The 13118-nt window shown below is 65.0% G+C and carries 9 protein-coding genes; 1 reads left to right on the top strand and 8 read right to left on the bottom strand.

What is annotated here, in order from left to right; genetic code table 11:
- Window positions 1-368: flagellin N-terminal helical domain-containing protein (locus ABIB91_RS34735; protein WP_502917059.1), on the bottom strand; the 368-nt coding region annotated here is incomplete at its 3' end.
- Window positions 369-687: 319 nt separating this feature from the next.
- Between ABIB91_RS34735 and flbT the strand changes: the two genes are divergently transcribed.
- On the top strand, window positions 688-1125 hold the full coding sequence (gene flbT / locus ABIB91_RS34740; protein WP_354171333.1) for a flagellar biosynthesis repressor FlbT: 438 nt from the start codon (window positions 688-690) through the stop codon (window positions 1123-1125).
- 104 nt (window positions 1126-1229) lie between these two features.
- Here the strand turns inward: flbT and ABIB91_RS34745 are convergent, their stop codons facing one another.
- The 7 genes from ABIB91_RS34745 to ABIB91_RS34775 all read right to left on the bottom strand — a co-directional run bounded on the left by ABIB91_RS34745 (window position 1230) and on the right by ABIB91_RS34775 (window position 13090).
- The gene (locus ABIB91_RS34745) at window positions 1230-2726 is read right to left on the bottom strand and encodes a pyridoxal phosphate-dependent decarboxylase family protein (protein WP_354171331.1); all 1497 of its coding nucleotides are present in this window, start codon (window positions 2724-2726) and stop codon (window positions 1230-1232) included.
- Window positions 2723-3976 carry an ATP-grasp domain-containing protein gene (locus tag ABIB91_RS34750; protein ID WP_354171329.1) on the bottom strand — a complete coding sequence of 418 codons (1254 nt, stop codon included), beginning with the start codon at window positions 3974-3976 and terminating at the stop codon, window positions 2723-2725. Before ABIB91_RS34750 ends, ABIB91_RS34745 begins: the two co-directional genes overlap by 4 nt.
- Before the next feature lies 1 nt (window position 3977).
- Window positions 3978-5639: a hypothetical protein gene (locus tag ABIB91_RS34755; RefSeq protein WP_354171327.1), complete on the bottom strand. Its 1662-nt coding sequence runs from the start codon at window positions 5637-5639 to the stop codon at window positions 3978-3980.
- On the bottom strand, window positions 5629-6411 hold the full coding sequence (locus ABIB91_RS34760) for a hypothetical protein (protein WP_354171325.1): 783 nt from the start codon (window positions 6409-6411) through the stop codon (window positions 5629-5631). The genes ABIB91_RS34755 and ABIB91_RS34760 overlap by 11 nt, the downstream gene beginning before the upstream one ends.
- Before the next feature lie 71 nt (window positions 6412-6482).
- Window positions 6483-8876: a beta strand repeat-containing protein gene (locus tag ABIB91_RS34765; protein WP_354171323.1), complete on the bottom strand. Its 2394-nt coding sequence runs from the start codon at window positions 8874-8876 to the stop codon at window positions 6483-6485.
- 21 nt (window positions 8877-8897) lie between these two features.
- Complete coding sequence (flgK, locus tag ABIB91_RS34770; protein ID WP_354171321.1) at window positions 8898-10781, bottom strand: flagellar hook-associated protein FlgK; 1884 nt, start codon at window positions 10779-10781, stop codon at window positions 8898-8900.
- A 35-nt stretch (window positions 10782-10816) separates the two neighbouring features.
- Window positions 10817-13090 (bottom strand): flagellar hook-basal body complex protein, encoded by a 2274-nt coding sequence (locus ABIB91_RS34775; protein WP_354171319.1) that lies wholly within the window; start codon window positions 13088-13090, stop codon window positions 10817-10819.
- Window positions 13091-13118: the final 28 nt, after the last annotated feature.

The raw sequence follows: 13118 nt of genomic DNA on the forward strand, positions 1-13118 counted from the left end.
AGATCGGACGCGGTCGCGCCGGCGATCGTGGTCGAGACGTTGGACTTCGAGGAGTAGCCGACGGTGGTCTGCAGCGCCTGGTTGGCGATCGACTTCGCGCTGTCGATCAGCTTCTGCAGCGAGGTGATGCCGGTGTTGGCGGCCTGCAGCACCTGCACGCCGTTGGCGATGCCATCGAGCAGGTTGTTGATGTCGCTGGCACGGTTGTCGAGCGACTGTGCCGTGAAGAAGTTGGTGGGATTATCCAGGGCCGAGTTGACGCTCTTGCCGGTCGACAGGCGGTTCTGCGTGGTGGCGAGAAGATCAGCGGTGGACTGGAGGGAGAGCAGGTTCTGACGAACCGAGGAGGAGAGAACGATACCGGACATTGGGTGTTACCTTTCTGGTAAACGACGCTTACTGTTACGCGTCTGCATGGATCGAGTGACCCAGCGACCGGCGAACCGTGGAGGGGAGTCCTCTAACGAAACATGAAATGGAATCGGCGCTTTTGCCGAGTCGGCGCGCGATTCGGCCCAGTTGCACACTCGCGACGCTAGGCCGCCGGGCGATTTCGACCTTGATATGATTGAGCTTTTCCGCGGCACCGGCCGGGATTTACAACTCGTTAACTAGTCTTGATGGAGTATTGCGCCCTGATCCGCCGCAACACACGCTCGGTTACGAAAGCGTTGATGGAGAACAGGCATGGCCCTCAAGGTCGAGCTCAGACCGCACGAACGCATCATCGTCGGCAACTGCGTGATAACCAACACCGACCAGCGCGCCCGCCTTCTGATCGACGGCGACAACGTGCCGATCCTGCGCGAGCGCGACATCCTCACGCCGGAGACTGCCGACTCGCCCGCCAAGCTCGTCTATCTGGCGGTCCAGCTCATGTACATCTCGCCGGATCCGCAGACCCAGCACGGCACCTATTTCAACCTGGTGCGCGACATCGTCACCGCGGTGCCGAGCTCCTGGCCGATCATAGAAGGCATCAACAACAACATCCTCAACGGCGACCTCTATCGCGCGCTGAAGGATGCCCGCAAGCTGATCGCCTATGAAGAGAAGTTGCGGGGCCAGTTCGAGGCCACGCATCCCAAGACGGAAGCGGACCAGGACGTCAGCACCGCCGCCTGACCCCGGGCGTTCGCGCGGCCACGCTGCGCGAACGACCAAGCGGCACGAACGACAACGGCCCCGGATCCTCTCCGGGGCCGTTGTCGTTTCAGACATGCATCGAGCTACTGTGCCGCGAGCGGCGGCGCCTCGACCTCGATCACTCCCCCGCTCCGCCGTCCGCCGAATTCCAGCACCGCTGCGATCAGCGCATCGATGTCGGTCTCTTCGGTGCGGTGATTGACGATCGCGGCGCGGATCGCAAACCTGCCGTCCAGCGTCGTGCTCGATGGCGCCGCGATACCGGACTCCTGGATGTCGGCGACGATCTCGCGATTGACCTCGTCGGCAGCGCGGTAGCGGAAGCAGACGATGTTGAGATTGACCGGTGCCAGCAACTCCAGCCACGGCTCGGCGAGAACGCGCGTCTCCAGATATTTCGCCAGCGCACAGCTTCGCGCGATCACCGCACCAAGCCGATCGGTGCCGAACGTCTTCAGCGTGAACCACGTCTTCAGCGCACGGAAGCCACGCGACAGATCGGGGCCGAGATCGCAGGGCCATATCGCGCCGGCCGCAAGCCCCCTCGCCTCGCGACGCAGATAGGCCGCGGGCTGCGCAAAGGCTTGCCGATGCTGCTCGCCGTCGCGCACCAGCAGGAAGCCGGCATCATAAGGCACCTGTCCCCATTTGTGGAAGTCGAGCGCAATGGAATCGGCAAGCTCGATACCGCCGAGCAGCGGCGCAAGTTCGGGCGACAGGATCGCGAGCGCACCGAAGGCGCCGTCGACGTGAAACCAGATTCCCTCCTCGCGACACAGCTGCGCGATCGCCTTGAGATCGTCGATCGCACCGATATCGACCGTACCGGCGGATGCGACGACCAGGAACGGCTTGAAGCCGACCTCGCGATCGATCGCGATCTGCGCACGCAGCGCGGCAACGTCCATGCGATGATCGGCATCGACGCCGATCTTGCGCAGCGCATCGCTGCCAAGCCCGGCGATGTCCATCGCCCTCGAGACGCAGCCATGCGCGGTCTTCGACGTATAGGCGGTGAGAAGCGCACCGTCATTACCGATGCCGTATTGCCGCGCCAGCGTGCCGAGCGCGCTCGTACGTGCCACCAGCACCGCCATCAGATTGGCCATCGACGTGCCCGTGACGAAGATGCCGCTCGCGCTTTCCGGGAAGGCGAACAGGCGGCGCATCCAGTCGACGACCTGGCGCTCCACCTCGATCGGCATATGGTCGCGGCCGCCGAGATTGGCGTTGAGGCCTGCCGCGAGCATTTCCGCGACCATGCCGACCGCGGTGCCGCCGCCATGCACCCAGCCCATGAAACCGGGATGGACGTTGCCGGTCACATAGGGCGCGACATGTTCGGAGAAATCGCGATAGACGTCGGCGAGATCGCTCGCCTCGCGTGGCACCTCGGCCTTGAATGCCGCGCGGACGCCGTCGGGAATCGGCTGCCACACCGGACGCGCGCGAACGTTGGCGATGCCGTCGATCGTCTCGTCAAGCATGCGATGGGCGAGCGCGCGAAATTCGCTCCAGTCCTGCGGATCGAGCGAAGTGTGCGTGACGGCGCTTTGCGTGTTGCGGATGATCTCGTTCATGCTGCACTCTCCTCGCCTGCTCGCACATGCCGCGACAGCATCGCCGTGAATGCCGCAAAGATCTTGCGCATCTGCGGCGGCTTGTACGGAAACACGGCCGGCGGATCCATGTTGTGAACGACGGCAGTATTGTCGGCTTCGAAGACCAGCAGCTCGCGGTTCTGGTTCTCGGCGCAATCGACGATGAAGTAATCGAGGCCGACGCGCCTGCTCATTTCGTCCAGCGCGATTTTGTGGCGCGCCGCGAACGCATGGTCGAAGTCGAGCATGAAGACGGCTTCCTCGGCCCTCTTCTCCTCGCTGAACGCCATGAACGCGTTGAGATACCAGATGTCCCAGCGATCGGCGATCGCCATGTGGCAGGCATAGGGTTTGCCGTCGACCATGGCGAGACGATATTTGCGGTAGAGCCCGTCGGGACTCGCATAATCGACGAAGCGTGCGACGAAGAAGTTCTGCTCCTGCCGCTCGGCGAGATAGGCAGCGAGCGCCCCAGCATCGTCGAGCTTCGCGAGGCCGACGCCGGCATGCGTACCGCGCGGCCGCACGATCATCGGAAAGCGCAGTTCGCCCGTAATCTCCTCGCAGATGATCTTGCCTTGCGAAAGCTCCGACAATTGCGCGCGCGTCGTGGGGGCGGTCACGGGAATTTCGAGGCCGGGCACGCCCGCCAGCAGACGATACAGCTTGTCGCGATCGAGATTGCCGATGAGATCGGGACGATTGAGCAGCGGCCTCGGCCAGTGTGGCGCGGCCTTCTCGATCACCGCGAGCGCCTCCCGGCACTCCTCGGAATCGGATGCGATCACGATGGCGATGTCGTGCTCGGGCAAAGTCTCCGGCAGGCCGATGCCCTTGACCACGTAGAGCGTCAACAGCTCGATGTCGGAGTCTTCAAGCAGGAAGTCGATCGGCGTATTGCCGCCCATGTCGATATCGGCGGCGAGCGCGAGCACGCGCAGCCGGGGTTTTGGAGCCGCGCAAGGCGTACGAAACAATTGGTGGAAGGAGAGCACCTCGGTCTGGATCACGAGCCCGGCCTCCTTCTCGCCGAGAAGCTGGGCAATCAGCGAGAGATCGAGGCCTTCGCCGGCCTCCGCCGTCCCCTCCTCGATCCGCGCCAGCAGTCGCTCGCGCAACGGATGCAGGTCGCCGCCCTCGAAGGCGCGGCGCGTCAACTGCGCAAAGCCGATGCGGTCGGCATGGTTCTGCGTGGTCACGCCGATCGGCGCGGAAACTGGATGTTGCATCTCATACCTCGAACGCGGACTTTACCGGCGCGCCCACGACCGCGCCACGGTCAAGCAATAGCTCGATCTTCACCAGCACATGGGCGATGCGATCGAGAACGTGCTGCACATTGCGTTGCGCCTGCATCGTATCCGGCGACCACGCCTCGGTCACTAATCGCGCGCCGACGCAGAGGCGCAACACGGCCTGCGGCGCACCGTCCTGCCGCTCCAGTCGGACCGGCTGGCCGACGAGACAGCGCTGGGCGGCCACTTGCCGGTCCGCCGCGCTGCCGCTGATCTCCTCGGCCACGTCGCGCGCCAGCGCCCGATGCACGGCGCTGGTCTCGGCGAGCGAGACCGGCTCGCCGCCGCGCAGCAGCGTGAACGGAAAGATGGTGGCTTGGGCGAATTCCTCGTCGTCCGCGCCGGACTTCTCGATCGTGGTGGGAACGGCACGAAGCGACGGCGACAACGCGATCATGCTGTCGATGCCGGCTGCAAGCTCGGCCAGCATCCTGGCGCGGAAAGCCCCGGGCACGGCGTAGTAGCTGCCGATCTCGGCCAGCGCGGCCTCCCAGCGCAGCCATTGACCGAAATTCGGCCGGCGCTCGAAGCGCGAGCGTAACGTCGTCCACGCCACCGGCCAGTCGCAGCGGCCGGCATAATCGAAGATGCCGGGCGCGATCCCGCCCATCCGTTCAATTGACCGCGACAGGCCTTTCGGCAGCAGCAGCGCACCGCTGAAGGCGGGGCCGCCGAAAAATTTCGAGCCGGTGATCAGCACCATGTAACCGCGGTCGAGATAGGCGCGCAGCCGCCGGCGGCCGAGCCGCGCCTGACAGGCGTCGACGACGATTTGAACCTTGCGCGGCCAGCGCCGCGCGATCTCATCGAGACAGGCCTCGCTTGGGGCGCGCCAACCGAGTTTTGACGAATCCATGATCTGCAACAAAACGCGCCGGCCTTGCGCGAGGCTGGTCTCGACCGCGCGCAGCACGGCGGAATCGGCATCGGGGCCCATGGCAATGCCGGACGCCAAGCCGGCCGCCATGTCGATCAGCGGCACCGCAATGCTGTCGCCGGCGAGCCCCGTTAGCGCCCCGTCCTTGCGCACGGCCATGCCGCCTGCCGTCATCGTGCTGAAATGGTGGCCGCGTGCAGTATGCGGCGTCCCGCTTCCGGTCTGGTCGGCGCCGACCACGATCGTCACCGGCGCCGCGCCGAGCACCGCGCGCGCCACGAACAGGGCGTGAAGCTGGGAGTCCGTGCCGGAGGGCGAGAACACGACGTCGATGCGCGACGAGAGCGCAAGGTGGCCGCGCAGCTCTTCGCGCATGTCCTCGCAACGGGCATCGAAGGCGATTTCGACCTCGTCGAACAGACATTTGTGCATCAGCTCTTCGCGCGCCAGCGCAGCGCGGTCGTAGGCCATCTGCGAGATCGTCGACGCGGTCGCGGAAGCGAAATTCCAGAGCTCCGGCTCCGGCGACGCCGCGCAGCCATAGGCATTGACACGGTCGTTCGGATCGAGCGCCAGCCGCGGATCTCCGCCGGAGGCGAGCAGCGTATCCAGCGGTGTGAAGAGGTCGCGCAGGCGATAGCGCGAGCCGCCGTCGGACGAGCGCTCGCTGGCTGACAGACGGGATGCGCCGGCGCTCATCCCGAAAGGCTCACGCCGCATCGGCCGCCGCCGCGGGCGCCGGTGCGAATTGCGAGCTGATATCGCCGTGGAACACCGACGGCCCGACGTGATCGAGCGAGCTTTCGATATCGGCCCAGATCTCGCCGCCGATGTCGGTCCAGCGCTTGCAGAACGCGAAGTCCTCGGACAGATAGGTGCCGGTCGACGGATCGATCATGCATTCGAACAAGGCAAACCGGTTCTGGCTCGCCACCAGCGTGTCGTGCGAATGCTCGCGGAAGAATTGCAAGGCCGCGTAGTCCGGATGGCGGCACATCGCCTCCAGCACGGAGCGCCGGATCATCAGGAAGCCGGTGCCGGCGTAGCGCACGCGCGTGAAGCCATTCACCACCACGATGCGGTCGGGGTCCTCGATCTCGAGCACGTAGTCGAGCGATGCGGCCGGGACGTCGGTGCGGCCGGACTGGATCGCCCGCGCGGCCTTGTCCCAATTGATCCGCTTGATCGGATAGCAGCCGGCGACGACGTCCGCGCCGCACTCGATCAGCCGGAACACCTGCCCCGGCTTGAAGCCGATGTCGGCGTCGATGAACAGGAAATGCGTCGCCTCGGGGTCGTCCAGGAACATCGCGGCCAGATTGGCCCGCGCGCGCGTGATCAGCGCATCGCCGTCGCGCAGCAGCACCTTGAGCTCGAGATTGGCCATGCCGTGCACGGCGCGCTGGAGCGCGAAGATCGAACTCGCATAGATGCTCGTCACCTGCCCGCCGAAACATGGCGTGGCCACCACCAGCTTCATCTTGTCCGACATCGGCAGCTCCGCCCCGCTCCAATCCTCACCAAGAGGTAAAGAGGCATGGTTAACGGCGCCTTAACGCCGGCTTACAGGAACTTGACGAGCGAGAGCTGCGAGAGGTTCGAGGTCACCTGGTAGGACGCCTGCAGCGCGTTCTGGAGCGACAGGATCTCGCTCGCGACCTGGTCCGGCGAGGCCGATTCCGCCTGGTCGATGATGGTCTGGAGCTGCGCCTTGGCCTGGGTCTGGCGCGAGCTTGCGTCCTTCATGGTGTTCTGGGCCATCGCGAGGTCGGTCTGAATGTCCTCGACGCGCTGCTGGCCGGTCTGCTTGGTCAGGGCCTGCGTCACCCGCAGGCTCAGCGCGGCGACCTGCCCGCCCGAATACTGCCCGGTCGGCGAGGTCGAGAACGTCCCGAACACGGCGACCGCCTGCAGCTCCTTGCGGATGGCGTCCTCGTTCGCCTGCGCGCCATACTGCACCGTGACGGAATCGTCGACCCGGGCCATCGCGGTGGAGCGCGGCGAGCCGGGGCCGTCATTGCCCAGGTACCATTGCACGGTGGTCGCCGAGCCGTTCACCAGCGTCGTCGCCGAGCCGAGGGGCGAAGAGCCGACGCGCAGCGGAGCCTTTGCCGCCGTGACCGGGGAGGTCGTGAAGCCGAGCGCCGCGAACGCCGTGCTGTTCGAGCTCGTGATGTTGAGGCTCCCGGGATCGTCCGTGTTGATCGTGATCACGCCGCCATGGATGGTCGACGGCTTCGTAGTGCCGGTGATCTGATCGATCTTGCTCAGAAGAGTTGTGATGTTGTCGGTAATGTTGATCTGGTTTGGGCCTGTGGCGCCCGAGGCGACGAAAGTCAGCGTCTGACCGTTCACCGTGATCGTATCGGGGCTAACCGCAGGCGGACCCGCCGACCCCGCCTGGAACGCCGCTGAGAGGACCTCCGGGCCGCCAGCGGTCGCAGTGCCGCTCAGCACAGTTGAACCGGTGATTGGAGGCGTCGACGCCGCGCTGCCGCGCGTCACGCTGCTGAGACCGAGCGCCGTGGCCGCCGCGCCGCCGGTGACCGCCACGTCGGTGCCGGTGCCGGTCGCGATCTGGATATTGCCGCCGGCGCCCAAAGTCACGTTGGCGGCGGGGATGCCGGCGGCCGTCGCGATTGCATTCAAGATATCAGACATCTTCGCGGCGCTGCCCGAAGCCAATCCGATCGTGGTATTGCCGCTGGCCGTCGTGACGGTGGTGACGGTAGGGTTGAAGGTGATCGTGTGGGCGCCGCTCGCGCCGGTGATGGTCAGGGCGGTACCGGTCGGAGCGTTGGCGAGCGCGTTGAGAATGGTCCCGTTGAGATTGGGTGTCGCCGATGGATCGAGCGACGTGGCCGTCGTCGCGACCGCCGATGCGCTGTCCTGCAACGCGACCGAGCCCGTCCCGGTCGTCGAGGTATAGGAGCGCAGATTGCCGGCGGCCGCCACATTCGCGATGGCCGACCCCACTGTGTTGAAGAAATTGTCGCCGGCGGTGACGGCGGACGCCGCCACCAGCGAGGTGCCGGCGAGCTTCTTGATCGCGGTGTTCAGTGCGGTGTTGAGGTTCGTCGCCGTAATGTTCGGGTCCGGAGGAACGACCGGAACGACATTGGGTTTACCGGGGTCGATGGCAAAGCTGCCGACAGGCGTCGGCGTCGCCGTCGACGCCGTCAGGTCGATCTGCTCGGTCGAGCCATCGGGCAGCGTGAACTGCACACTCAGCGTATCACCATTGCTCGGGTTGACGCCGTTGAGATCGACCGAGAAGGACACCGGCGATCCGCTCGGGCCGGTGACCGTCGCGGTCGGCATCTTCGAGGACACGGCCGCGATCTTGAGGCCAAACGGCGATCCTGCGAAGTCCTCCGACACCTTCACCGAGCTCGGCGTTGGCTGCGTCTGCACCAGACGGCCCATGCCGTTGGCGCCGAGGTCGGCGGCCTGCCGCTCCGCCATGACGGTCTTGAAGCCCGCCTGCGTCGTGGTGCCGTTGATGATGTCGCCGGCATTCGCGACCGACTGCGTGTTGAAGGCGGTTCCGGAGAACAGATAGTGGTTGCCGGACTGCGTGTTGAGAACGCCGACCATCGAGCCGAATTGCGCGGCTGCGGTGTTCTGCGCAACCGTCTGGCCGTTGACGTTGAGATCCTGCGCGGTGTTGGCCGAGCCCGTCTGCACCGTGTTGCGGATCGTGGTCAGCGACTGCAACGCAGTATTGGCGAGGTTGATACTGACGTTGACGTTGGTCATCGTGTCGGTATAGGCGGCAATGTTGGAGAGCTGCGCGCGCCCGGCGATCGCAAAGCCCTCGTTGGTGCCCATCCCGGAATAGTTCTGCGACAGCTTGCCGGTCGAGAGCTGCGTCGACAGATCGGTGAGCTGCTGGTTGATGTTGCGGATCTGCGAGCCGAGAACCGACGAGGAGTAGTTGATGCTGCTGATCGACATGTTTCAGAGCCCTGTTACTTGTTACACTTGAGCCTGGAGCAGCGTATTCATCATGCTCTGCACCACCGACATGACATGAGCGTTGGCGGCATAGGCATTCTGGAGCTGGATCAGGTTCGACATCTCCGAGTCCAGATTGACGCTGGAGGTCGAGTTGAACTTGGCCTGCAGCGTCGAGACCACGACGCTCTGGCCCTGCTGGAGCTGGGTCGCCTGGGTCGCGGCATTTCCCTGAACACTCAGGAACTGCTGGAGGTAGTTCGAGACGCTGCCGGTGAACGGCTGGCTCGCCGAGCCCAGGCCGGATTGCGGCGAATAGGAGAACACCGCCGAGGTGAGCTGCGAATAGAGATAGTCCGAGCGCGTGGTGTCGCCGGTGGGAGTCACCGGCGAGGTGTTGTAGACCGACAGCCTGGTCGGGTCGGTGGTAAGCTGCGTGTTCACGGCGATGCGTCCGGCAAGGCCGGTCATCTGCGAACCCGATGCCGTGATCGCGCCGGTGTAGAGCGCCTGCCCGCCATCGGTGAACAGCGGCAGTTGCGGACTACCCGAGGTCAGCGACGAGATCGTCTTGGTGATCGAGGCCGAATTGACCTTGGCGAGGCCGCTGTTGTCGTCGGTCACCCGCAATGTGGTCGCCGTCGCCGGCGACGGGGCCGCGGCGAACGACAGATGCGAGCCGGCAAGCGCGGTGTTGAGCGCCGAGGCGATCGCGCCCATGCCGCCGGAGAAGTTCAACCCGATCTGCATCGGATTGGCGTTGGTGGGGTTCTGGAGCGGCAGCGCCGCCGGATCGGTCACGTTGACCAGCGTGACCTGTCGCTTGGTGTTGGTGGTCGTGTCGGTGTAGGTGAAGTTGACGCTGTTGCCCGGCGCCGCCCCGGCAAGGTCGAGATCGAAGCCGACCGTCGGGCCTGTGACCGTGCTGCCGGCCGTGGTCTTGTCCGACAACGCGCTCGACATCGTCGCGGCGAACTGGTCGATCTGGTTTTGCGCCTGCACCAGCGTCTGGTCGCGCAGCTTCAGATCGGCCGCGATCTGGCCCGAAGACACCACATTGCTGGCGATGACGTCGACCGAGGATCCGTTCGGAAGCTTGATGTTGAACGCTCCGACGCCGGATTTGGCCGGATCGATATTGTAGAGCGAGGTCGCCGTCAGCGCGCCGGCAGACGCAAAGGTGAATTGCGAGGCGAGCCCGGCGCCGACCAGCTGGATGCCGGTGGTGGTGTAGATGTTGGCCTGGTTCGACCCGTCGGTGGTGACGTGGACGTCGACATATTTCGACAGCGTGTTGATGGCCTGGTCGCGCTGGTCCATCAGCGTCGCGGCCGAGGGGTCGTTTGCCGACAGGCCCTGGAGCCTGCCGTTGATGTCGGCGACCTGCTTCATCGCCGCGTTGGCAGCTATCGCCGAGGTGCTGAGATCCTGCTCGACGTTGGAGCGCAGCGACTGGATGCCCTTGGTGGTGAGGTTGAGCTGCTGCGCCAGCGTCTGCGCCGCGCCGAGCGCAACCGTTTGCGCCGACGACGAGCCCGCGTTGGTCGACAGCGCCTGCAGCGAAGTGGTGAAACTGTTCAGCGCGGTTTCGAGCGTACCGCTGTTGCCGGGGGTGCCATAGACATTCTGAAGCTGCTTCAGGATGTTGGCCATCTGGTCGGCATAGCCGCTGCCGCCGGTCTCGGTGCGCAGCTGGTTCTGCACATAGGTGTCGAGCTCGCGGCTGACGCCGGTCGTCATCACCGTCGAGCCGAAGTCGCCGGTGGTGACCTCGATCTGGTTCGGCGTCTGGACGACGTAACCCGGCGTCTGCGAGTTGGCGACGTTCGAGGAAACGATCGAGAGCGCAGCCTGGTTGGCACGCAGACCGCTCATCGCACTGGCGAGGGCTGAACTCAAACCCATGTTGACTTGCCGCCTTTGGTTACGTCACGCGCGGATCAGCGCAACACGTTCAAGAGGTCCTGCACCATCGAATTCGCCGTCGTGATCACCTTGGTGTTGGCCGAATAGGCCTGCTGGGTCACGATCAGCTTGGTGAATTCGTCGGCGATGTCGGTGTTCGAGCCTTCCAGCGACGAGCCGCTGATCGAGCCCGAAGCGCCGTCGATCGCGGGTCCCGACTGCTCAGTCGAAGCGTAAGCACCGCCGTCGAGCGCCTTGAGGTAGTTGGTGCCATTGAAGTGCGACAGCGAGACCTGCGCGAGGTCGAGATTCTGGCCGTTGGAGAAGGTTCCGACCACGAGGCCGTTGTTGTTGACGGCGACCGAGCGGAGCTGGCCCGCGGAATAGCCGTTCTGGGTGATGGTGTTGATCGTCACCGCGCCGCTGGTGCTGGCATATTGCGTCAGACCGCCCGAGGTGATGTTGAGGGAGAGCGAGCCGAGCGACTGGCCGCTCACGCTGACGTTGTTGATGGTGATACCCGAGCCGCTCGGCGAGGTCAGCGAGCCGTCGGCGGCAAAGGTGAAGGCCTGGCCGGTATTGACCCAGCCGACGGTCGTGCCGGTCGCATTCGGGTCGGTCTGGTAGAACAGGTTCCAGGTGTCGGAATGGCCGGTGCCAAGCGAGGCGCTGTCGGTCTTGGCCCAGCGCATCTGCAGGTTCACCGGCGTGCCCGCGGCGTTGTAGGCGGTGACTGCACCGCCGCTGATCGATTCCTTGGTGAAGGTGGCGATGTCGTTGCCGATCACGCCGCCGGTGCCGGCCGTGCCGCCACCGCCGCGGTTCTTGGAAATGGCCGACGTGAAGCCGAGCGCTGCGAAGGCGGTGCTGTTGTTGCTGGTCACCGTCAAGGTGGGATTGGCGATACCGGTATTCAGTGTGATCACGCCGTTGCTGATCGAGGAACCGCTCGCGCCGCTGAGGTTGTCGATCTTCTGAAGCAAGGTCTGGATGTCGTCAGTGACATTGATCAGGTTCGGGGTCGTACTGTTAGCGCCGGAGTTGACGAAGGTGATCGTATTGGGGCCTGCCACGCCGTTGACCTGGATCGTGTTGCCGGCCACGAAGGGCGTCGAGAGGACCTCCGCCAGGCCGGGCTGCGCGCTGCCGCCGAGCTGTGTCGCGCCCGTAATCGCGGGGGTGGACAGCACGTTTCCGCCGCGCGTGATGCTGCTGATGCCGAGTAAGCTTGCCGCGGTGCCGCCGATCGTGACGTCGGACGTGGTGTTGGTCGTGATCTGGATGTTGCCGCTGGAGTTCATTGTCGCGGCGGCGGGGATGCCGCCGGCACCCAGGACAATCGCATTCAGGACGTCCGACATCAGTGAGCCGGTGGTCGATTTCAGGCCGATCGTGGTGGTGGTGCCGCTCGTCGAGGCGCCAGAAACGGTGGCGTCGAAGTTGATGGTCTGGCCGTTGACCGTCAACGTCTTGCCGGCCAAGTTGGTGAGAAGGGTGGTGTTGAGATGCGGGCTCACACCGGAATCGAGAGGCGTGGCGCCAGTGGCCGCCGCCGAAGCGCTGTCCTGCAGCGCAACTGTGCCCGTCGCGGTCGTCGCCGTATAGGCCGAGCGCAGATTGCCGGTCGCGGCTGCGCCGGAGATCGTCGCATTCGTGAAGGGCGGCGGCGGCGTGCCGACGATCATGGGGTTGGCGGCGAAGTCCGAGGGGTTCAGTCCGCCGGCCGCCAACAGTGTGCCGGTCGCTGCGGTCGAGCTCGCCACGGTGTTCGGCTGGGTCGGCAGGTTCGCCGCGTACTGGATCGACGTGGTCGCCTGCGCCGGGATGAAGTTGTTCTGGAATTTCAGGACTGTCGCGACGTTGCCTTGCGGGTTGCCGGTCTTCGGATCGACCGTGACACCCATCAAATAGTAGCCGGCGCCGTTGACCAGATTGCCGTTGGCATTGAGCTGGAAGTCGCCGCGCCGCGTGTAATAGGTAACGCCGCTGAACACCGGCGAGTTGTCGACGATGCCGGTTGCCTTCTGGATCGAGAAGAAGCCGTCGCCGGTGATCGCCATGTTGGTGGCGACGCTGGAGCCCGAGATCGTACCCTGCGTGGTGATGGTGGCCTTGGCGTTGGCGGTCACGCCGCCCGCGACCTGCTTGCTCGGGACCGATGAGTCGGGAATGAGGTCGACGAAGCTGGTGCCGATGCCCTTGTACGCGGTGGTGGATGAGTTCGCGATGTTGCCGGAAATGTTCTGCAGCGCGTAGGACTGCGCCTGCAGGCCACCCACCGAGGTGTTCATTGCATCGAAGATACCCATAACTTTGTCTCCAGATCCGATCTCGGCG

It is taken from the genome of Bradyrhizobium sp. JR4.3 (genome assembly GCF_040547695.1).
GTDB classification, from domain to species: Bacteria; Pseudomonadota; Alphaproteobacteria; order Rhizobiales; family Xanthobacteraceae; genus Bradyrhizobium; species Bradyrhizobium canariense.

Bases quoted from the DNA above. Each gene is read 5' to 3' on its own strand.
- ABIB91_RS34760 (WP_354171325.1), bottom strand. From the start codon at position 6,411: ATGTCGGACAAGATGAAGCTGGTGGTGGCCACGCCATGTTTCGGCGGG.
- flbT (WP_354171333.1), top strand. From the start codon at position 688: ATGGCCCTCAAGGTCGAGCTCAGACCGCACGAACGCATCATCGTCGGC.
- ABIB91_RS34745 (WP_354171331.1), bottom strand. From the start codon at position 2,726: ATGAACGAGATCATCCGCAACACGCAAAGCGCCGTCACGCACACTTCG.
- ABIB91_RS34750 (WP_354171329.1), bottom strand. From the start codon at position 3,976: ATGCAACATCCAGTTTCCGCGCCGATCGGCGTGACCACGCAGAACCAT.
- ABIB91_RS34775 (WP_354171319.1), bottom strand. From the start codon at position 13,090: ATGGGTATCTTCGATGCAATGAACACCTCGGTGGGTGGCCTGCAGGCG.
- ABIB91_RS34755 (WP_354171327.1), bottom strand. From the start codon at position 5,639: ATGCGGCGTGAGCCTTTCGGGATGAGCGCCGGCGCATCCCGTCTGTCA.
- ABIB91_RS34765 (WP_354171323.1), bottom strand. From the start codon at position 8,876: ATGTCGATCAGCAGCATCAACTACTCCTCGTCGGTTCTCGGCTCGCAG.
- flgK (WP_354171321.1), bottom strand. From the start codon at position 10,781: ATGGGTTTGAGTTCAGCCCTCGCCAGTGCGATGAGCGGTCTGCGTGCC.